At 67.6% G+C, this 20,596-nt stretch carries 18 protein-coding genes; 8 read left to right on the top strand and 10 right to left on the bottom strand.

Annotated features, from left to right (window positions below; all coding sequences use genetic code 11):
* The first annotated feature begins 28 nt into the window (after positions 1–28).
* The 4 genes from ACFVVC_RS14045 to ACFVVC_RS14030 all read left to right on the top strand — a co-directional run bounded on the left by ACFVVC_RS14045 (position 29) and on the right by ACFVVC_RS14030 (position 4,278).
* Positions 29–835 carry a DeoR/GlpR family DNA-binding transcription regulator gene (locus tag ACFVVC_RS14045; RefSeq protein WP_387454258.1) on the top strand — a complete coding sequence of 269 codons (807 nt, stop codon included), beginning with the start codon at positions 29–31 and terminating at the stop codon, positions 833–835.
* Positions 832–1,851 (top strand): 1-phosphofructokinase family hexose kinase, encoded by a 1,020-nt coding sequence (locus tag ACFVVC_RS14040; RefSeq protein ID WP_387454255.1) that lies wholly within the window; start codon positions 832–834, stop codon positions 1,849–1,851. Before ACFVVC_RS14045 ends, ACFVVC_RS14040 begins: the two co-directional genes overlap by 4 nt.
* Before the next feature lie 2 nt (positions 1,852–1,853).
* A complete protein-coding gene (locus ACFVVC_RS14035; protein ID WP_387454252.1) occupies positions 1,854–3,932 on the top strand; it encodes a fructose-specific PTS transporter subunit EIIC in 2,079 nt (692 codons plus the stop codon).
* A gap of 67 nt (positions 3,933–3,999) precedes the next feature.
* Positions 4,000–4,278 carry an HPr family phosphocarrier protein gene (locus ACFVVC_RS14030; RefSeq protein WP_018763716.1) on the top strand — a complete coding sequence of 93 codons (279 nt, stop codon included), beginning with the start codon at positions 4,000–4,002 and terminating at the stop codon, positions 4,276–4,278.
* A gap of 172 nt (positions 4,279–4,450) precedes the next feature.
* Here ACFVVC_RS14030 and ACFVVC_RS14025 read toward each other — a convergent pair whose 3' ends face one another.
* The 3 genes from ACFVVC_RS14025 to ACFVVC_RS14015 all read right to left on the bottom strand — a co-directional run bounded on the left by ACFVVC_RS14025 (position 4,451) and on the right by ACFVVC_RS14015 (position 6,973).
* Positions 4,451–4,879, bottom strand: a complete 429-nt coding sequence (locus tag ACFVVC_RS14025; protein WP_387454249.1) for an SRPBCC domain-containing protein — start codon at positions 4,877–4,879, stop codon at positions 4,451–4,453.
* Between the two features lie 2 nt (positions 4,880–4,881).
* Positions 4,882–5,721 (bottom strand): class I SAM-dependent methyltransferase, encoded by an 840-nt coding sequence (locus ACFVVC_RS14020; RefSeq protein WP_387454246.1) that lies wholly within the window; start codon positions 5,719–5,721, stop codon positions 4,882–4,884.
* Between the two features lie 148 nt (positions 5,722–5,869).
* Positions 5,870–6,973 carry a Ku protein gene (locus tag ACFVVC_RS14015; protein WP_387454243.1) on the bottom strand — a complete coding sequence of 368 codons (1,104 nt, stop codon included), beginning with the start codon at positions 6,971–6,973 and terminating at the stop codon, positions 5,870–5,872.
* Positions 6,974–7,013: 40 nt separating this feature from the next.
* On the opposite strand from ACFVVC_RS14015, the gene ACFVVC_RS14010 reads away from it, so the two are divergent.
* Positions 7,014–9,521: an ATP-dependent DNA ligase gene (locus ACFVVC_RS14010; protein WP_387454240.1), complete on the top strand. Its 2,508-nt coding sequence runs from the start codon at positions 7,014–7,016 to the stop codon at positions 9,519–9,521.
* 117 nt (positions 9,522–9,638) lie between these two features.
* Here ACFVVC_RS14010 and ACFVVC_RS14005 read toward each other — a convergent pair whose 3' ends face one another.
* The gene (locus ACFVVC_RS14005; RefSeq protein WP_387454237.1) at positions 9,639–9,896 is read right to left on the bottom strand and encodes a hypothetical protein; all 258 of its coding nucleotides are present in this window, start codon (positions 9,894–9,896) and stop codon (positions 9,639–9,641) included.
* 433 nt (positions 9,897–10,329) lie between these two features.
* On the opposite strand from ACFVVC_RS14005, the gene ACFVVC_RS14000 reads away from it, so the two are divergent.
* Both ACFVVC_RS14000 and ACFVVC_RS13995 read left to right on the top strand, forming a co-directional pair.
* Positions 10,330–11,916: an MFS transporter gene (locus ACFVVC_RS14000; RefSeq protein ID WP_387454234.1), complete on the top strand. Its 1,587-nt coding sequence runs from the start codon at positions 10,330–10,332 to the stop codon at positions 11,914–11,916.
* 221 nt (positions 11,917–12,137) lie between these two features.
* Positions 12,138–13,280: an FUSC family protein gene (locus tag ACFVVC_RS13995; RefSeq protein ID WP_387454231.1), complete on the top strand. Its 1,143-nt coding sequence runs from the start codon at positions 12,138–12,140 to the stop codon at positions 13,278–13,280.
* On the opposite strand, the gene ACFVVC_RS13990 is transcribed toward ACFVVC_RS13995, so the two are convergent.
* From ACFVVC_RS13990 to ACFVVC_RS13970, 5 genes are read right to left on the bottom strand one after another with little or no spacing between them, the layout of a single operon-like run.
* On the bottom strand, positions 13,230–14,009 hold the full coding sequence (locus tag ACFVVC_RS13990; RefSeq protein ID WP_387454228.1) for an SDR family NAD(P)-dependent oxidoreductase: 780 nt from the start codon (positions 14,007–14,009) through the stop codon (positions 13,230–13,232). The two genes, ACFVVC_RS13995 and ACFVVC_RS13990, sit on opposite strands and share 51 nt — an antisense overlap.
* A gap of 9 nt (positions 14,010–14,018) precedes the next feature.
* Positions 14,019–15,899, bottom strand: coding sequence for an IucA/IucC family protein (locus ACFVVC_RS13985; protein ID WP_387454225.1), 1,881 nt, complete (start codon positions 15,897–15,899; stop codon positions 14,019–14,021).
* Positions 15,896–16,483 carry a GNAT family N-acetyltransferase gene (locus ACFVVC_RS13980; protein WP_387454222.1) on the bottom strand — a complete coding sequence of 196 codons (588 nt, stop codon included), beginning with the start codon at positions 16,481–16,483 and terminating at the stop codon, positions 15,896–15,898. Before ACFVVC_RS13980 ends, ACFVVC_RS13985 begins: the two co-directional genes overlap by 4 nt.
* Entirely contained in the window at positions 16,480–17,820 is a 1,341-nt protein-coding gene (locus ACFVVC_RS13975; RefSeq protein WP_387454219.1) for a lysine N(6)-hydroxylase/L-ornithine N(5)-oxygenase family protein, read from the bottom strand. The genes ACFVVC_RS13980 and ACFVVC_RS13975 overlap by 4 nt, the downstream gene beginning before the upstream one ends.
* A complete protein-coding gene (locus tag ACFVVC_RS13970) occupies positions 17,817–19,433 on the bottom strand; it encodes a pyridoxal phosphate-dependent decarboxylase family protein (RefSeq protein WP_387454216.1) in 1,617 nt (538 codons plus the stop codon). The genes ACFVVC_RS13975 and ACFVVC_RS13970 overlap by 4 nt, the downstream gene beginning before the upstream one ends.
* Positions 19,434–19,889: 456 nt before the next feature.
* On the opposite strand from ACFVVC_RS13970, the gene ACFVVC_RS13965 reads away from it, so the two are divergent.
* Positions 19,890–20,210, top strand: a complete 321-nt coding sequence (locus ACFVVC_RS13965; RefSeq protein ID WP_387454213.1) for a hypothetical protein — start codon at positions 19,890–19,892, stop codon at positions 20,208–20,210.
* A gap of 45 nt (positions 20,211–20,255) precedes the next feature.
* Here the strand turns inward: ACFVVC_RS13965 and ACFVVC_RS13960 are convergent, their stop codons facing one another.
* The gene (locus ACFVVC_RS13960; protein WP_387454210.1) at positions 20,256–20,585 is read right to left on the bottom strand and encodes a GNAT family N-acetyltransferase; all 330 of its coding nucleotides are present in this window, start codon (positions 20,583–20,585) and stop codon (positions 20,256–20,258) included.
* Between the last annotated feature and the right edge of the window lie 11 nt (positions 20,586–20,596).

The following is a 20,596-nucleotide window of genomic DNA, read 5'->3' as shown; positions in this document are numbered from 1 at the left end:
ACGCAGGAACCTACGCAACGGAGGGTACGTGTTCGCCGAAGAGCGCCAGCAGAAGATTGCCGAGCTTGTCGCCGGCAACGGCCGGGTCAGCGTGACCCTGCTGGCAGAGCGCTTCCGCATCACCACCGAAACCGTGCGCAGGGACCTTGCCGCCCTGGAGAACGCGGGCACCGTCCGCCGGGTCCACGGCGGCGCCGTGGCTGCCGACCGCTTCAGCACCACCGAAGAAAGCGTCACCGAGCGCGCCATCCAGCGGCCGGACCAGAAGGTCCGCATCGCGGAGGCAGCACTCGCGCTGATTCCACGGAACTCGCCGGCCAGCGTCCTCATGGACGGCGGCACCACCACCGAGGTGCTCGCGGACATGCTGGCGCGCCGTACCGCCGTCGAGCCTTCCGACGGAACCGGCCCGCACCACGAACTGGTGGTCATCACCCACGCTGTTCCCATCGCCAGCAAGCTCTCCAACGTTTCCGGCGTAGCCCTGCAGATCCTGGGCGGACGCGTCCGCGGCATTACGCAGGTGGCCGTGGGGCAGGCGACGGTGGACGCCGCCGCCCGCATCCGCCCGGACATAGCGTTCATTGGCACTAACGGCATCCACGCCACCTTTGGCGTCAGCACTCCCGATCCTGAAGAAGCGGCCGTCAAGGCAGCCTTCGTCCAGTCGGCACGCCGCATTGTGGTGTTGGCCGACTCCTCCAAGCTGGACACAGAAACCCTGGTCCAGTTCGCCTCCCTGAAAGACCTGGACACCTTGATCACAGACAGTGAACCCGGGCCGGAACTCGCGGCCGCCCTGGAAGACGCCGGCGTCGACGTGGTGATCGCATGATCGTCACCTTCACGGCCAACCCAAGCCTTGACCGCACCGTTGCCCTCCCCGGCCCGCTGGCCCGCGGCGAGGTGCAGCGCGCCGTCTCCGTCCGCCAGGAGTCCGGCGGCAAGGGAGTCAACGTCTCCCGCGCCCTGGTGGCGTCCGGCCTTGATTCCCTGGCGGTCCTGCCCGGAGCGGACGGCGATCCCGTCCTGGCCGGACTGCGCGAGCAGGGGGTGCCTTTCGTCTCCCTGCCCATCGACGAGCCGCTGCGTACCAATGTGGCGCTCACCGAACCCGGCGGCGTCACCACGAAGATCAACGAACCCGGGCCGGTCCTGGCCGCAGACCAGCAGGAAGCCCTCATCAAGTTGCTGCTGGAAAGCTCACGCGGCGCCAGCTGGGTGGTCCTGGCCGGCTCGCTGCCCCCCGGATTCCCGGAAAACTTCTACGCCATGGTGGCCCGGCGGATCCGGGAGGCGGGCAACGGCACTGCGCCGCTGATCGCCGTCGACTCCTCCGGGGCTCCCCTGGCCGCTTCCCTGACCGACGCCGGAAGCTCCGACGACGGTACGGGCAGCGGCGCAACCCCAGGTTCCGGGAAACCGGACCTCCTCAAACCCAACGCCGAAGAACTGGCTGAGCTGGCAGCAGCCGCCGGTTTTGCCCCGGCCACCGGAGACGAGTTGGAAGCGGACCCGGCTGCTGCCGCAGCCGCCGCGGCCGCCGTCGTTCGTTCCGGTGTGGGTGCTGTGCTGGCAACTCTCGGTTCCAAGGGAGCTGTCCTTGTAACGGCCGACGGCGCGTGGCTGGCCACGCACCCGCCGGTCGCCGCAGTGAGCACGGTGGGCGCGGGCGACTCCGCGCTGGCCGGCTACCTGCTCGCCCACGGCCGGGGATCCGCCCCGGCCGACTGCCTTCGTCAGGCGGTGGCCCACGGTGCCGCCGCTGCCTCCCTGCCGGGTTCCACTGTTCCGGCAGTACACCAAACCACCCCGGATGCCGTAACCATCACGGCCCTTCGAAAGGATTGACAGTGACCCAGCTCATCACCACGGAACTGGTCGAGCTCGACCAGAACCTGGGTAACTCGCCCGAAGCGGTGATCCGGCATCTGGCAAGCAAGGTAGCTGCCACCGGACGTGCCTCAGAAGTCGAGGGCCTCTTCGCCGACGCCTTCGCCCGCGAGCAGAAGACCGCCACCGGCATCCCCGGCGGCATCGCCATCCCGCACTGCCGCTCGGCGGCCGTCACGGTGCCCACCCTGGCCATGGCCCGCCTGAACCCCAAGGTGGACTTCGGCGCCAAGGACGGCCCGGCGGACCTGGTGTTCTTCATCGCCGCCCCGGACGGCGCGGACCAGGAGCACCTGAAGCTGCTCTCCAAGCTGGCCCGCTCCCTGATCAAGAAGGACTTCACCGCAGCGCTGCGCAACGCCTCCTCCGAGGCCGAGATCGTGGAACTCGTTGAAGGCGCCCTGGCGGACAAGCCCGCCGCGCACGCTGCCGCCCCGGCGGACGCGGTACCGGTGGGTGCCACCGTTGGCGCAAGTGCCGCGGGCTCCGCAGCCGGTGCGGCCGGTTCCGGCGGACGCGGCCCCAAGCGCCTGGTAGCCGTAACGGCCTGCCCCACCGGCATCGCGCACACCTACATGGCGGCCGATTCCCTCGTGGCAGCCGCCCGGGAAGTGGGCGTGGACCTGCAGGTGGAGACCCAAGGCTCATCGGGCGCCAAGGCATTGGACCCCGCCGTCATCGCCGCCGCGGACGCCGTCATCTTCGCGGTGGACGTGGATGTGCGCGGCAAGGAGCGTTTTGCCGGCAAGCCCGTGATCAACGCCCCCGTGAAGCGCGGCATCGACGAGCCGGACAAGATGGTCCAGGAAGCGCTCGCCGCAGCCGACAACCCCCACGCCCGCCGCGTCCCGCACTTCGGTGCCGAGGAGCAGGCCGAGCACGAGGCTGAGGAGAAGGGCGAACACATCGGGCAGAAGCTCAAGAAGGCCCTGCTCACCGGTGTCAGCTACATGATTCCGTTCGTGGCAGGTGGCGGCCTCCTGATCGCCCTCGGCTTCCTCATGGGCGGCTACCTGATCACCAAGTACGCGGACAACATCGTGGTCCAGAACAGCCTGTTCAACCTGCCCACCGAGTTCCCTGACAACGCGTGGGGTCCGCTGGGCGCCTACCTGGGTGCGGTGCTGTTCAAGATCGGTGCGCTCTCGCTGGGCTTCCTGGTCCCGGCGCTGGCCGGCTACATCGCCTACGCGATCGCCGACCGCCCAGGCATCGCCCCCGGCTTCGTCGCCGGTGCCGTGGCCGGGTTCATGGGAGCCGGCTTCCTCGGCGGCATCGTCGGTGGCCTGCTGGCCGGTTACATCGCCCACGTGGTGGGCCGCCTGCAGGTAGCCCGCTGGCTGCGTGGCCTGATGCCCGTGGTGATCATCCCGCTGCTGGCATCGCTGGTGGCGTCCGGCCTGATGTTCCTGATCCTGGGCGGCCCGATCGTGGCCATCACCAAGGGCCTGAACGGCTGGTTGTCCGGCCTGACCGGCGCCGGTGCCATCGCGCTCGGCGTGATCCTGGGCCTGATGATGTGCTTCGACCTCGGCGGCCCGGTCAACAAGGTTGCCTACTCCTTCGCCGTCGCCGGCCTGGGTGCAGCAACCATCGACAACCAGGCGCCCTGGCAGATCATGGCCGCGGTCATGGCCTCCGGCATGGTTCCACCGCTGGCCATGGCACTGGCCTCCACCGTCCTGAACAAGAAGCTGTTCAGCCTCGCGGAGCAGGAAAACGGCAAGGCTGCCTGGCTGCTGGGGGCGTCCTTCATCTCCGAAGGTGCCATCCCGTTCGCCGCGGCAGACCCCCTGCGCGTCATCCCCGCCAGTATGCTGGGCGGCGCGGTGACCGGAGCCATCTCGATGGCGGCGGGCGTCGGATCCAAGGCACCGCACGGCGGCATCTTCGTCTTCTTCGCCATTGACAACTTCGTGATGTTCGTCGTCTCGATCGTCGTCGGTACGGTAGTTACGGCCCTGTCCGTGATCGCCCTCAAACGCTGGGCAGTCAAGAAGACCGTTGATACGGTTGAACCGGTTCCCGTAACCGTCTAAGCCGGCCCCGACCCACCTATCCTCCCGGCGCTGAACCGTCAGCACGCCGAACGCCTAAGGAGCAACAATGCCAGAACGCACCGCAACCGTCGCCAGCCGAGTGGGCCTGCACGCACGCCCCGCCGCCATCTTCGCTGAGGCGGCAGGCGAGTTCGACCTGGAGATCACCATCGCCCGTGAAGGGGAGCCTGCCGACGAGGCAATGGATGCCGCCAGCATCCTGTCCCTCATGAGCCTGGGGGCCTCGCACGGCGACGTTGTGGTCCTCCGCGCCGAGGGCGCGGGTGCGGACGACGCCCTGGAGCGCCTGGTGCAGATCCTGGAAACGGATCACGACGCCGAGTAGCAGCCTCGCTGCCCGGCAGCACACAGCCGGCGGCCGCCGTCGGGCTTCCCCAAAGAGGGGGCCCGACGGCGGCCGCTTGGCTTTAAGCTCCACCCCACCCAAGTAGGTCGCAGTTGTTGTCGTTTTGGACGCTCAAAACGACAACAATTGCGACCCAGTTGGGAGGCGGGAGTCAGCCGCGTTCGGCGATGGCCTTCACGTCCGCCACCAGCTTGTCCCACATCGCCTGGGAGTGGGCCGCGGCTTCTTCGCTGGGGTTGTTGTCCTGGGCCAGGGTCAGCCGGGTGGTGCCGCCCTGGCCCTCCAGGGTCCATTCGAGCGTGTGGTAGTTTCCGGGCTCGTCCGGCTGGCCGGACAGCGGACTGAAGTGGGTGTGGACCAATTTCCGCCCCGGTTCAACGGCCAGGATCTCGCCCTTGTCCTGGTACGGTTTCCCTTCCCACTCGCCTTCCCAGATAATCGGGCTGCCAACGTTCCAGTCCGTCTGCAGGGCGGCCCCGAACATGAACTCCTTCACCGCCGCGGGGTCGGTGATGACCTCCCACACACGGTCCGGCGGGGCGTCGATGGTGGTGACGGACGTTGCCACGTGATCGGTCATGCTCAATCCTTCCTCGCGGTAAAGACCAGGTATTCCCATTCCATCTGGAACGGGATGTCGCCGTGCGCGTCCCCGTAGGAGTCCGCCAGGTCCGTGAGGGCCTTGTCCAGGGCTTTGACCTTGTCCGGGTCATCGGCCAGTGATTTGTACACGGAGATCATGGGGCCATAATGCGATTTGAAGTACCTGACGAAGTCCGCCGGCTGGTGGAAGCTCCGGACGGCCAGGTTCTGCTTCCGGGTGCGGATACCGGCCGCCCTGTCGCCCAGGAGTTCGCGGAGGTGTTCCTCGCTCCCCCACAGCGTGGCGGGCTGCGCGCCCGGCGGGGGCGGCGGCGCGTACGGACCCAGGGCGGCAAACAGCTGTCCGATGAATCCTTCCGGGGTCCAGCAGAGCAGCCCGATGGTGCCGCCACGTTTGCAGACCCGGAGCAGTTCGTCGGCGGCAGCCTGGTGGTGGGGTGCGAACATCACTCCGATGCAGCTCATCACGGTGTCGAACTCCTCGTCCCCAAAGGGCAGGGCTTCGGCGTCGGCCTCCTGCCAGTCGAGGGTGACGCCCCGGTTCGCTGCCTCTTTCCGGCCTGCGTCGAAGAGTTCGGGGGTGAGGTCGCTGGCCACTACCTTGGCGCCCATCATGGCGGCGGGGATGGCTGCGTTGCCGGTCCCGGCCGCAACATCGAGGACCCGCTGCCGCGGGTTGATGCCGCACGCCTCCACCAGGACGGCACCCAGCTCCAGGAGCATTTCGTCCGCGAGCGCCGGGTAGTCTCCCGACGCCCACATGGCCCGGTGTTTTGCCTTGAGTTGCCGGTCCGCCTCCGCTGCTGCCTGGTCGTTCATGTCCGCGCCCCTTTACGTGTCGGTTCCCACGGATCCGTTCCGAATGGGTGACAGCGCGCTGTTGCCACAGCGGAGGCTGCGATGCGACTCATTGTGGACGCCATGGCAGCCCCTGTAAAGGCGCAGCAACTGTTCCGGGCGGGCAGGCTCAGGCAGGCTTGCGGGTCCTCGTGCTGGTCTTCGCGGCCGGTTTGCCCTCAGCTGTGCCGGTGGATTTGGTGACGGTGGATTTGGTGCCCGAGGTCTTGGCGGCGGTTGTGGCCGCCGGCTTCGCGGCAGCCTTGGTGGCAGTGGCCTTGCCGGCCTGCCTTGCGGTGGCGGACTTTGCGTCGTCGGTACCCGTCTTGGCGGCGGCTGTCCTGGTGCCGGACGCCTTGGTGCCGGCGGCCTTGCGTGCGGGCTTGGCAGGTTCTTCGTCCCCCGCGTCCGCGCCGCCGTCGGAATCCCCGCCCGCGGCGGCACCGCCGCCGCGCTTCCGGTCCAGGCTCCGCTTCAGGGCTTCCATCAGGTCGATGACCTCGCCCTTGCCGCCCTCTCCGGGCTCGATGCCGAAAGTCTCCTCCGTATCCAGCGATTCGCCTTGTTCGAGTTTTGCCTCGATGAGCTGGCGGAGCTGCACCTGGTACTCGTCGGTGAAGGACGTGGGGTCGAAATCAGCAGCCATGGACTCCACCAGGGCCGCGGACATGTCCCGTTCCTGCGCCGAGATCCTGATGTCTGCTTCCAGGGACGGGAAGCTGGCCTCCCGCACCTCGTCCGGCCAGAGGAGCGACTGCAGCACCAGCACGTCGTCCTTGATCCGCAGGGCCCCCAGCCGGGTCTTCTCCCGCAGCGCGAACTGGACCACCGCCACCCGGTCCGTGTCCTCCAGGGCCCGGCGCAGCAGCACGTAGGCCTTGGGCGACTTGGAATCCGGTTCCAGGTAGTAGCTCTTCTCGAACATCATGGGTTCAAGCTGCTCGGACGGCACGAACTGCACCACTTCGATCTCGTGGCTGTTCTCGGCCGGAATGGACTTGAGCTCTTCCTTGGACAGCACCACGGTCCGGCCGTCCTCCTCGAACGCCTTCTCAATGTCCGAGTAGTCCACCACCTCCCCGCAGACCTCGCACCGGCGCTGGTAGCGGATCCTTCCGCCGTCGGCGTTGTGGACCTGGTGCAGACTGATGTCATGATCCTCAGTGGCGCTGTAGACCTTCACGGGCACGTTGACCAGCCCGAACGCGATGGCACCCTTCCAGATGGCTCTCATCCATACAGTCAACATCAGAGCGGGCCGGAGGTGAAGACCCGTGGCCGGCGGTAGGGAGCGTGTCCGGGTGGCGGGACGCGAATTGTCGCTCACCAACCTGGACAAGATCATCTATCCGGAGACCGGCACCACCAAGGCCGACGTGCTGGCCTACTATGCCGCGGTGGCCCACGTCCTGATCCCCGCCGCCGCCAACCGCCCGGCCACCCGCAAGCGGTGGGTGAACGGGGTGGGCACGGCGGACAAGCCCGGTGAGGTGTTCTTCCAAAAGGACCTGGAAGACTCGGCCCCCGGCTGGCTGCCGCGGGCCGCGATCACCCACAAGGACCGGACCATCCACTACCCCCTGGTCAATGACGCCGCCACGCTGGCCTGGTTCGGGCAGATCAACTCACTCGAAATCCACGTGCCGCAGTGGCGGGTGGACGCGCACGGCAACCAGCTGAACCCGGACCGGCTGGTATTGGACCTGGACCCGGGCGAGGGGGCGGGCCTGCCGGAATGCCGTGAGGTGGCACTCCTGGCGCGGTCCATCCTGGAGGACGTGGGCCTGGACCCCGTGCCGGTCACCAGCGGCAGCAAGGGGATCCACCTCTACGCCGCCCTCGACGGTTCGCAGACGTCGGACCAGATCTCCGCTTTCGCCCGCGAACTGGCACGGGCGCTCGAAGCCGACCACCCCGACCTCGCCGTCAGCGACATGAAGAAGACACTCCGCAGGGGCAAGGTGCTGGTGGACTGGAGCCAGAACAACGCGGCAAAAACCACGGTGGTCCCCTACTCGCTGCGCGGCCGGCCCACGCCCATGGTGGCCGCGCCGCGCACGTGGCGGGAAATCGGGTCTCCACGGCTGAAGCACCTGGACTACCAGGAAGTGCTGCGCCGGGTGCGGGACGGCAAGGACCCGTTCGCCGTCGTCGTCAATGCTGCGGCCCGCGGGGAGCAGCTGGAGGACGGGCACGACGGCGACCCCCGCCTGGGCGCGTACCGCTCCATGCGGGATCCCCAGGCAACGCCGGAGCCTTTCGCCGGCATCCCGACGGGCGGGACCGCGTTCGTCATCCAGGAACACCACGCCAGCCGGCTGCACTGGGACCTGCGCCTGGAGCACGAGGGCGTCATGACGTCCTGGGCGTTGCCCAAAGGGGTCCCCGAATCCGGCGGCAAGAACCATCTGGCTGTCCAGACCGAGGACCATCCCATGGACTACCTCACCTTCCACGGGACCATCCCCAAGGGGCAGTACGGGGCCGGTGAAATGACCATCTGGGACACCGGCACCTACGAGCTGCACAAATGGATCAATGGCAAGGAAGTCATCGTCACCCTGACCGGGTCGGAGGGCGGCGGCCTGGGCGGCCCCACGAAACTCGCCCTCATCCACACCGGCCGGGGCCAGGGCAAGGACGCGGAAAAACAGTGGCTCATCCACCTGATGGAGCCGGAACATGCGGGCGGACCATCGCCGCACGCGGCGCAGGCAGCAGCAGAGCCTTCGCCGGAACGGGGCGAAGAAGCCGGCGCGGGTGACACGGCGACTGCGCCGGACACGCCTGCCCGGACCGCTGCCACCGCGACGTACACGCCTGCAGACCCCGAGGCGCACCGGCCGATGATGGCGACGGCGGGCACCGAGGCCGACCTGCGCGGCAGCACGTGGCAGTACGAACTCAAATGGGATGGGGTCCGGGCCATTCTGGTGGCAGACAGGGAGAAGATTCGGATCCTGAGCCGCAACGGCAACGACGTCACCAGGACCTACCCTGAGCTCACGGACCGTGCCTGCTGGCCGGAGCAGCCGTTCGTGGCCGATGGCGAGATCATCGCCGTCGGCGCTGGCGGCAGGCCCGACTTTGGGCTCCTGCAGGGCCGGATGAAACTCACCCGGGCCGCCGACGTCGCCAAAGCCCGCACCGCCATCCCGGTGCAACTGATGCTGTTCGACCTCCTCTTCGACGACGGGGAGGACCTGCGGCGCCTGCCGCTCGGCCGGCGGCGCCGCAAGCTGGAAGAGTTCTTCAGGCCGTCGGACTGCCCGGCGGACCTGTCCATGGTGCTGGACGAACCGGTGGGGCTCCTCCTCGACAGCGCCAAGGAGCTGGGCCTCGAGGGGGTGATGGCCAAACGGATGGACAGCCGGTACGTCAGCGGCCAACGGACCCGGACCTGGATCAAACTCAAGCTTGAGCAAACCCAGGAAGTGGTGGTGGGCGGCTGGCGGCCCGGAAAAGGCGGCCGCCAGGAGACGGTGGGCTCACTGCTGGTGGGGATACCGGATGGAGACAAACTGCAGTACGTGGGCCGGGTGGGCAGCGGTTTCAGTACGCGCGAACTCACGGAACTGCGGCAAACCGTGGAACGGCTGGGCCGGAAGACGTCGCCGTTCCACGACGTCCCCCGGCCCGACGCAGCGGACGCCCACTGGGTGGCCCCGGAACTCGTTGGCGAGGTGACCTACAGCGAGTGGACCGGACCGGGAAGGCTGCGGCACCCGCGGTGGCGGGGCTGGCGCGTGGACAAAGACCCGGCGGAGGTGGCCCGGGAATGATGCCCCGGTTTGCGACATCCAACGCCGTCGACGACGCACAAACCACCTGGCCCCCCGACAGTTCCGGGGCGCCAGGTAATCTGCGTGTCGATTGGTGCAGTGGCCGTCGCCAGGCCGCTACGAGGAGTGCGGCATCTGCGGCCGGCCGGTCCGGTGGACTGCCGTGACGGCGGCCTCGTGGCCCACGCGGCCGTGGCCGGCCGCCCGGTCCTTCGGATGCCGGCGTTTGCCGCCGCCGTCCGGCCAGGCATTCTGCGAGGCCAGGGGGACGGCCCCGGTTGCTGCCGGCCCCGGCGTGACCGGTGCATCCATTGCCGCAGCAAGGTGGTCCGCCACCTCCGGCCTGATGTGGAACTCGTTGGACTCTTCAGCCATGTGTTTCTTCCCTTCTTTCCGTCGTTCTTCGTTGAAACGCGGCGCCGGCTGGGCGCCCGGGCGTGCGCGGGCTATCAGCCGAAAAGAAGTGTGTTCATCGCTCTACCATAGGCACCCCGGAGGCTCCTGTGAACCCCTCCGAAGGCCGTGACCGGGCTCACTTCCACGCCCGCGATCACCCAAAAAAACGGCTTGAAACGTTTCCCGACGGAAAATTTTTGGTAACGGCGCCGTTGATCAGCCTGCTTCCCAGTAGTAGCGCGGGAATCCGTGGCGAAAAAAGGTATCGAATGCGGTGCTGCAGGGGTAGAAAAGGGAGCATGCTACGCCATTGAACCGAGCAAACGCCACAGATATCCCGTAAAATTGAAGGCCTGCCCGGAGCGGGGCAGCTACAAGTCGCAAGCAAATGACCTCCACAGGAGTTGCCCAAATGCCCACAGACCGAAGCAGTAACCACTCTCCAGCAGGCGCCACAAGCGCCCGCGGAACCGACCCGGCAGCCCCCGCGGCTGCCAAGAAGCCCAGGCTGCTGCCACGCCGCCGGCTCAAGGAATCCGACGTCAACGTGGTTGACCAGCCCATGCTTAAAAAAGCACTCGGCGGCACCATCGTTGGAAACACGATGGAATGGTACGACGTCGGCGTTTTCGGCTACCTCATCACCACCATGGGGCCGGTGTTCCTGCCGGAATCCGATCCCACGACGCAAAACCTCTTCCTGCTGGGCACGTTCGCGGCGACCTTCATCGCCCGGCCCCTCGGTGGCGTCATCTTCGGCTGGCTCGGCGACAAGGTGGGCCGGCAAAAGATCCTGGCCACCACGCTGATGATCATGGCGGCCAGCACGTTCGCCGTCGGCCTCCTGCCCGGATACGCCCAGATCGGACTGTGGGCGGCAGCACTGCTGGTGCTCCTCAAGGTCATCCAAGGTTTCTCCACCGGCGGTGAATACGCCGGCGCCACCACGTTCGTCAGCGAGTATGCCGCCGACAAACGCCGAGGCTTCTTTGCCAGCTTCCTGGACCTGGGCAGCTACATGGGCTTCGCTATCGGCGCGGCCTTGGTCTCGGTCCTGCAGTTGACCCTGGGCCAGGCCACCATGGAGGACTGGGGCTGGCGCATCCCGTTCCTGATCGCAGGCCCGCTGGGCCTGATCGCCGTGTACTTCCGGAGCAAGATCGAGGAGTCGCCGCAGTTCCAGGCAACCCTGGACGCCCAGGAGGAAAACGCCAAGAACGCCTCCGAGGGCACTGCCACAGCAAAGGGACCTGTCGGCATCGTCAAGGCCTACTGGCGTCCGATCATTGTGGCCATGGTTGTGGTTGCCGCCGCCAATACGGCTGGTTACGCCCTGACCTCCTACATGCCCACCTACCTGACCGACGCGAAGGGTTACGACGAGCTCCACGGCACGCTGTTGACCATCCCCGTGCTGGTAGTCATGAGCCTGTGCATCCCGCTGACCGGCAAGCTGTCCGACCGGATCGGCCGCCGCCCTGTGCTGTGGATCGGTGCCGTGAGCACCATCGTCCTGGCCGTCCCGGCGTTCCTGCTGATCGGTATCGGTGCCGTTTGGTCCACCCTGGCCGGCCTGGCCCTGGTTGCCTTCCCCGTCACCTTCTACGTGGCCAACCTCGCCTCGGCCCTGCCGGCCCAGTTCCCCACGTCCAGCCGCTACGGAGCCATGGGCATCGCCTACAACTTTGCGGTGGCGATCTTCGGCGGAACCACCCCCTTCATCGTGGAGCTGCTGATCAAATCGACCGGCAACGACATGATGCCGGCGTACTACCTGATGGCAACCTCCTTGGTTGGCGCCGTGGCCATCTACTTCCTGAAGGAATCCGCCAACCGCCCCCTCCCGGGATCAATGCCCAGCGTTGACACCCAGGCGGAGGCCAGGGAGCTGGTGGAGACCCAGGACCAGAACCCGCTGATCAACCTGGACGAACTGCCGTTCGACACCCAGGACGGCACGGATCCGCACGCACACCGCGGTGTTCCGGCAGGAGCGTAAGCTTCCGCCTGCCGCCCGGGCATTCTTGTAGCCCACGCTCACAGGCCCGCTCCTGTGCTTCCTGCGGGAAGTACGGGAGCGGGCCTTCGCGTGTCCGCCGGATGTCCCGGTGTGCCAGGAACCCCTGCCGGCAACATATGACTCTGCGTGATGGCTGGTGATACGTTCCCAAGGGCCCTATCAGGCGCCGGCACGGCACAAACACAGAATGGATTCGGGATATGAAGCGCGTAGTGGACCAGGTACGCGCGCTGCACCGGCTGGAACCGGCCACCAACGACCATCTGGCGGCGCTCCGGGTGGCCCTAAGCGTCGCCGCCCCCTCCCTGATCCTGTTGGCGTTGGGCCGGACTGACCTGATCATCTATGCCGTGTTCGGGGCCCTTACCGGGATGTACGGCCGCTCGGAGCCCCACCAGCTGCGCCTCCGGCACCAGGGCCAGGCCGCCCTGGTGCTGCTCAGCGGAGTGGCCGTGGGGATCACGCTGTCCATCAACCACCTCCATTCCTGGTGGCTGGTGGCCGTGGAAGCCGCCCTTGCCGGAGTGGGCTCCGTCTACTCGGACCGGGTGGGGCTGAAACCCAACGGACCGTTCTTCGGCATCCTGGCCCTCGGAGCCTGCGCGTCCGTTCCTGTCGCGGTCCCCTGGCATGTAGCGATGCTCATCGCCGGCGGGTCGGCCGTGTTCTCCATTGCGGTGGGCTTCAGCGGCTGGATTCGGCGCCGGTCCTGGGAACCCGGCGCCACCAGGTCCGTCTCCTCCCCCACCCCGGCGGGCCGGCGTGAGCTGCTGGTCCACGCCGCACGGTATGTGCTGGCCGTGGGCTCCGCGGGAACAGTGGGCGTCCTCAGCGGCAGCGGCCACCCGCACTGGGCCATGGCCGCCGCGGCAGTACCGCTCGCCGGGGCGGACCTTCCCAGCCGCGTCCGGCGCGGCATCCACCGCATCGTGGGAACGTTCCTGGGCCTGGCCGTGACCGCCGTCGTCCTCCTTCCGGCGCCCTGGACGCTGGCCGGGCTGTACCCCGCGTTCCAGGAGCCCGGGCGCCATGCCCAGGTGCTGGCCCTCCTGGTGATCCTGTTCCAGTTCGCCACCGAGCTGTTCATGACCAGGCACTACGGCTTGGCGATGGTCTGGTTTACCCCGGTGATCCTGCTCATGACCCAACTGGCTTCCCCGGCGGAACCCGGGGTCCTGATCCTGGAGCGGGCCGTGGAAACGCTGGTGGGCGCGTTGCTGGGGATCCTGGTGGTGGTGGCCGTCCGCCGCTCCGGGCCAAGGACCGACACCACCCTCACAGGGCCGGCGCCGCTACCGCGTGCTGCGCTCCGGCTTGGGTTTGCGCGCAGGTCCCGCCATTAGCCGCGCCGGCGCCAGCTTGGCCACGGCGGCCACCACCTTGTAGCGCTTGGAGGGTACGGACACGGCCTTGCCGCGCTCATTGTCCGCCAGCCCTTCCCGCACCACCCGTTCCGCGTGCAGCCACGTCCAGGACGGGACCACGGACTTGTCCATGCCCATCCGGTCGTGGAACTCGGTGTGCGTGAAGCCCGGGCACACAGCGGTGACCTTGATCCCGCGCGAGCGGTACGCCAGGTTGGCCCACCGGCTGAAACTGACCATCCACGCCTTGGCCGCGGAATAGGTGCCGCGGGGTAGGAAAGCGGCCACGCTGGCCACATTGATGATCCTGCCTTCCCCGCGTTGGAGCATTCCGCCGAGTGCCGCGTGGGTGAGCACCATGGCCGTTTCCACGTGGAGCTTCAGGTGGTCTTTCTCCGCCCCGATCAGGTTGTCCTCGAAGTTGTGCAGCAGCCCGATCCCGGCGTTGTTCACCAGGATTCCCACCGGGCGGGCAGCGTCCTGGAGGCGTTCGACGACGGCGGCGACATCGGCGTCCACCGTGAGGTCAGCGGGCAGCACCTCAGCCGTGATCCCGTAGCGTCGGTGCAGATCCGCCGCCGTTTCCTCCAGGCGGGAGGCGTTGCGGGCCACCAGGACCAGGGGGTGCCCCTGGGCCGCGAGCTGCCTGGCGAATTCGTATCCGAGCCCGGCGCTGGCTCCGGTGACAAGTGCGATTGTTGGCGTCATGCTGCCAGCCTAACCAGCCGCCGGCGCTGCACCCCCTGCGAACCGGGCCAGCGGGTTGGCCAGCCGCCCGGCCATCTGCAGGCCACCGGACGGATCGGAGAGGTCCAGCATGTGCTGGTTGTTGCGCAGCTGCAGCCGGTTGAGGCAGGACAGTGGAAAGTCCGGGGCGAACAGGTTGTGCCGGGCGAACTGGCCGGCGAGCTCTGGATGTTCCGCCTGGTATTCCTGGATGGCTGCGGCTGCGGTGCGCCAGAATTCCTCCTGCGGCAGGGTGCCGTCGCCGTCCAGCAGGGCCGCGAGGAAGCGGAAAATGCAGTCGAAGACATCGGTGAAAATCGCCAGCACCTTTTCCCCGTCCGGAATCGCGGCCTTTATCCTCGAGGCCTCCGCGGGCACTTCCAGCCGGTCCCCCATCACGACGATTTCCTCGGCAATGTCCTTCATGACGGCCCGGACGGGCACGCCGTTTTCGAGGACCAGGATGACGTTTTCGCCATGCGGCATGAACGCCAGCTCATAACGGCAGAGGCAGTGCACCAGGGGAACAAGGTAGGCCTCGAAGTACCGCCGGAGCCACGTGGCGGGGGCCAGTCCGGAACGTTCGATCAGGGCGGTGGCCATCGGCCTTCCTGCCGTATCCACATGCAGGAGCGATGCCATGGTGGCCAGCTGCTGGCCGTCGCTCAGCAGCGGCAGCGGGCTTTCCCGCCAGAGGGCGGACAGCATCTTCCGGTACGGGGAGCCCTCCGCGGAACCGGCCTCGTAATGCGGGTTGTGATAGCCGACGGCGGCCACCTCGCCGATCATGGTGAAACCGCGCCGCTGCAGCGCCTGGTCTGAGCCAATCAGGTCCCGCAACCAGTCGTTGATGGCGGGCGTCGCCTTCATGTACTGCGGGGAGAGTCCGCGCATGAAGCCCATGTTCAGCACGGACAGGGCCGTCTTGACGTAGTGCTTGGCCGGGGCATCGGTGTTGAAGAACGTCCGGATCGACTGCTGCGCCTGGTAGTGATCGGTTCCGGTACCCAGCCGGACGATGCGCTGCCGGGCGATCTCCGCCGCGAACGTGCCCGTGAGCTTGTTTTCCCACTGCCAGGGGTGCACCGGCATGAGGAAGTACTGCTCCGGCTGCAGTCCCTGCTCCGTCAGCACGGCGTGGAAAGTGCCCAGCAGCGGCCCCAGTTCGGCGCCGAGGTGTGTCCGGTAGTCCAGCCCGGCAGCGGTGGTGAAGACCGCGCAGCTGCGGTGCACGGCGACCCATTCCAAGTGCACGGGGGCACCGGTTTCAGGGGCGAAGGCGTGGTAATCTCCGATGCCGAAACCCAGCCGGCCGTTGTTGGCCACGAAGCAGGGGTGGCCCTCGGACATGCTGCGTTCGATGGCCTGGAAATCGGCGGCAGCGTCCGCGCCGCGGGTTATTCCGGCCGCCAGCTCCGCCGAATCCGGCCGGCAGGCCGCCAGTTTGTACGCGTGCCCGGCCAGCGTGCTGCTGATTTCTTCCAAGTAGACCGGAAGCATGGAGGTGGTGATGCCCAGGGTCCCGTGGAAGGCCGTGATGAACTCCATGGCGTCCAGGGGCCCTTCAGCGCCCCCGTGGAGATGCCGTATTGAACCGGCATCGATTGACCAATGGTCCAAATCCAGGATCCGCGCGTCGAAGCGGTACTCGTGGGATCCGTCGTCGCTGAGCACCCGATAGCTGGCGGCGTGTTCCATCTCCTTGAGGCGTTCCGGGACAAGGATCCGTTCGTGCGAGAACTCGGCGAGCGCCTTGCGGAGCAGGTGCCGGTTGGCCGCCTCCCAGCGGCGCGGGCTGAGGTGCGAAATGGCGGACGGCGAGGCAGTGGCGGGGGCGGACGGGGCCGCGGCAGGGTACAGGTGCGTGGTCACAGTGGCGCTCCATTGCTGTCGGAGTAGCGGGCAGGCGGGTTGGGGGCGGTGAAGGGGTTCAAAGCCCGGGCAGCCAGGTAGTCCTCCCGGCTGCAAAAGCTCAGGAGCGCGTCCTTGTCCGGGAGGGCCACCACCCCCCTTGGGCGGAAGCCGAGCCGTTCATTGAGGGCGTGGACCCGGGTATTCCGGACGTCCGGTTCCACCACGATCCGGTCCACCCCGGGCTTGGCGAACAGCCGGGCCAGCACGGCATCCATGACGGCAGTGGTGAAGCCGGCCACAGGTGCGTTCGACGGCGGGGCCACCAGCAGGTGCATGCCGGCGTCGCCGGGCCGGACCGGGTAGGCCGTGGCCAGCGGTGAGGACGCCGGCAGGTATTCCTCAACGAGGAAGGCCGGGACGCCGCCGTCGAGCCCCAGCAGGGCGTGGTGGTGTCCGCTCGCTTGGATGGCGGCGTACTCCTTTTCGATATCGTCAACGCCGGCGGCCAGCATTCCCCAGAAGGCGGCGTAGGGCCGTGTGACCCAGCTGTGCAGGAGCGGGGCGTCGGCCGCGGGGTCGACGCAGCGGAACGTAAACCTCACGCCGGCACCTCCGCAGTGATGTCCGCGGGCGCGCCGAACTGCTGGAACGCGATGCTGCGTTCCACGGGGTAGACCTCCCGGCCGGTGATCTCGCGGAGGATGCACGAGTTGCGGTAGGCACCCATGCCCAGGTCCGGGGCAGCGAACCCGTGGGTGTGCAGTTCGGCGTTCTGGACGAAGATCTCCCCCGGTTCCACGCCGGTGCTGTAGTTGCGGTCCACGGCGAAGCGGCCCGCGCTGTCCCGGGCGATCCGGTCCCGGATTCCCGTGAGGAACTCCGGTTCCCGGTAGCTGTAGCCGGTGGCGAAAACCACTGCCTCGCTGTCCAGGGTGTAGGCGGTGACCTGCTCGTCGTGGTGCAGGTGCAGGGTGTGGGTTCCGGCATCGGCGTCCCATGCGGCGGCTGTGAGCGTGGAATGGGTCAGCAGCCGCGTGTCCACCATCCCTGCGAGGCTCCGGGTGTAGAGGAGGTCGTAGATCGCGTCGATCAGGTCCGCGTTGATGCCCTTGTACAGGTTCTTCTGCGCCTTGTTGAGGTGGTCGCGGCGGTGCGGCGGGAGGCCGTGGAAGTAGTCAACGTACTCGGGCGAGGTCATCTCGAGGGTCAGTTTGGTGTACTCAAGGGGAAAGAACCGGCCGGAACGGGTCACCCAGTCCAGTCGGTAACCGTGGGCGTCCGCGTCAGTGAGGAGGTCATAGTAGATCTCCGCCGCACTCTGCCCGCTGCCGACGATGGTGATGCTGCGCCGTTGCTGCAGTATCGCCTTCTGTGCCAGGTAGTCGGCGTTGTGGCAGGCCACGCCCCCGCGGGCTGCGGCGGCCGCGGCCATGATGCCTTTGCCGGCTTCCGGTACGTAAGGGCTGCTGCCGGTGCCCAGCACCAGCCGACGGGCGGAAAGTACCTCCGTGCCGCCGGGGCCGGAGACGGTCAGCCGGTACACGCCGTCGTCGTACGCCGCATCCAGCACGGTTGTGCCAAAACGTACCGAAGGCAACTGCCCGGCCACCCACTGGCAGTACTGGTTGTATTCGGCGCGCAGCGGGTAGAAGTCCTCGCGGATGTAGAACCGGTACAGCCGGCCGGTCTGCTTGAGGAAGTTCAGGAACGAGTAGGGCGACGTGGGGTCCGCCATGGTCACCAGGTCCGCCATGAAGGGAACCTGCAGGTGGGCCGGCTCCAGCATCATTCCGGGGTGCCAGTCGAAGGATTCGCGCTGCTCCAGGAAGACGCCGGCGAGGCCTTCCACGGGCTCAGCCAGGGCGGCGAGGCCAAGGTTGAAGGGCCCGACGCCGATGGCGGCGAAGTCGAGGATGGCGCCGTTCGCGGGGGTGCTCATGCGGCGGCCCCGTCCTGCAGGAGGCGCGCGCCGGTGCGGCGCAGGAGGGTGATGATTCCGGCGATGCCCTCAAGGGTGGCCTCGGCATTGAGGAGGGTGAATTTCAGGTAGTGCCGGCCGCCCACCGTGGTCCCGGCAACCACTGCCTCGCCGGACGCGAAGACCGCGGCGCGCACGGCGGGATTGAGCACATCGGCGGCGTCCTCACTGAGCCGCCCTCCCCCATCCAGCCGCGGACGGTAGCGGAACACGAGGGTACTGAGCTGAGGCGTTGCCGCGAGCTCGAAATCGTCATCCGCGTCCAGGAGCAAGCCCACTCGTCCCGCGAGGTCGATCGCTTCGTCGAACAGCGCGCCGATGGCGTCCGCCCCCATGACGCGCAGGGTCAGCCACAGTTTCAGGGCGTCGAAGCGGCGGGTGGTCTGGAGGCTCTTGTCCACCTGGTTTGGAATGTCCGCGAGGGCGGCGCTTTCCGGGTTCAGGTAGTCGGCGTAGTAGGTGACGTGCCGCAGCATGGCCCTGTCGCGGACCAGCAGCGCGCTGGAGCTGACGGGCTGGAAGAAGGTCTTGTGGAAATCCACGGTGACCGAGTCGGCGAACCGGGTCCCGTCCAGGAGGTGCCGGTACCGGCCGGAGACCATGAGGCCGCCGCCGTAGGCGGCATCAACGTGGAGCCAGGCGCCGGAGGCGCGGGCAACGGCAGCGAGGTCTGCGAGGGGGTCCACCGCGCCAAAGTCGGTGGTCCCGGCGGTGGCCACCACCGCCATCGGGACCAGGCCGGTCCGGCGCGCGTCGGCCAAGGCATCGGCGAGGGCGTCGGGGTCCATCCGGCGGTCCGGGGTGCAGGGGACGCTGATGACGGCGTCGAAGCCGAGGCCCAGCATCGCGGCCGACTTTTGGATGCTGAAGTGGCTGTCCACGGACGTGAAGATCCGGAGCGAATCCAGCAGCGCCGGCAGGCGGAGGCTACGGCGGGCCGGGTCTTGGCGGAGGGCCGCCACGGCGTGGTTGCGGGCGATGAGCAGCGACTGCAGGTTGGACTGGCTGCCGCCGGAGGTGAAGACGCCGTCCGCGGAGGCGCCCAGGTGCAGCCGTTGCGCGGCCCAGTCGATGAGGCGGCGCTCGATCATGGTGGCCCCGGCGCTCTGGTCCCAGGTGTCCAGCGAGGAGTTGACCGCGGAAAGGACGGCCTCGCCCACCAGTGCCGGGATCACCACCGGACAGTTGAGGTGTGCCGCGTATTTGGGGTCATGGAAGTAGACGGCGTCGCGCAGGTAGACCTCCTCAAGCTCCGCCAGTGCCGCAGCGGTGTCCCTCAGCGGGGCGTCCAGGTCAACCGCTCCCACGCGGGCTTCCAGTGCTGACGGTTCGACGCCGGTGAAGGGCCGGGTGGTCCGCTCCAGCTTGGTGGCCACGGCAGTGACGCCCTGCAGGACCTGCGCCACGTACCGGGCTGAGTTCCTGGCATTGAAGAGGTGGTTGCTGGCCCCGAATGCCAGTTCCAGCCGCGAGGCGAAGTCCTGGCCGGCGGAAGTGGCTGGCGGGTTTTGTGGGGAACCGGTGGCGGGAAGCGGCGCTTCCACGTGCGGAGCAGGGTGGGGCATCAGCGGCATGGGTTTCCTTTGCTGGGCATTGCCGGAGCGGCAGTGGTCGGACCGGGCAAGCCTGGAACCGAACACTCCCGCCTGCCCTCTTGTAAGGCAAGCCTTACTTAGGTCACCCTTTTAATCAAACTTTTGTGATGTATTTCGTCTTTGACCCAAAAAGACGCGATTCCGATGCGTCGGCATACGCCCGCCGCCAGGCTTGGGGCCAGGCGGGCACTGGGGATCGCCGGCGGCTGAGGGGGAAGCATGGATTGGCAGCAGGCGGCAGTGGCAGCGCCGGCGCGATTAGGCCCAGGAGCTCGAGTCCGCACTCCGGCTCGGGGACCGGGCCTGCCGGCCGCCCTGACTTGTGCATCAATTAGTAAGCATGCTTTTCTTATGGGGTAGATGAACCTCCGCAAGCAGTTCGCGGCGGGACCGCCGCCACGGCGGTTCCGTGAAAGAAGCCCAAGGAAGAACATAATGACCACCGCAATGGATGAGCAGCTGATGGCGTTTGGGGAGCGCCGCGAACCGGCTGAGCAGTTTCTGGCCACCACGGTACCTGTCGACGCAGGCCTGCTGGTGACCCTCAATTCGCGTATGCACTGCCGCACGCCGATGCAACTTGTCGACCATGGGGAACTGCCGGTCCGGCAGCCCGTCTACGTTGACGGAACCTCTGTGGTGGCCCTGCGGCCGGACACGACCGAAACCATCACCACCTACCGTTGCGCCTGCGGCTTCACCATTGACGACCCCGGGGCCGCCCTGGCGGTCAGCGATACGGCCCTGGCCAGCTGACTTCCCGCCCGCGCAGGCGCCGGGCCCGCCGGCTCCCGATCGCGGTCAGCGCTCTGGCCAGTCCACGAACTGCTCGTAGCCCTCGTGCTTGCGGAGGTAGCTGGACATGAACGGGCAGTGCGGAATGATGCGTTTTCCGGTGGCCACCACGTCATCCAGGGCAAAATGGGCCAGCACCTTGCCAAGGCCCTGCCCGTCGAAGTCCTGGCCCGTCTCGGTGTGGGTGAAATCGATATGTCCCGGCAGGTCGTGGAAGAAGGCCTGAACGGCGAGCCTGCCGTCCACCAGGAGTTCATACCGGTGATCCGCGTCGTTGCGCCTCAGGGTGACGTTGGGGGTGAACTTATCCTCTGTGGACATGGTGTTCTCGGTCATGGTTCGACACT

It is taken from the genome of Pseudarthrobacter sp. NPDC058196, assembly GCF_042882685.1.
In the GTDB taxonomy this organism is placed as follows: domain Bacteria; phylum Actinomycetota; class Actinomycetes; order Actinomycetales; family Micrococcaceae; genus Arthrobacter.
Note: the sequence above shows the minus strand (reverse complement) of the source record. Positions and strands in the feature narration are given on the sequence as shown.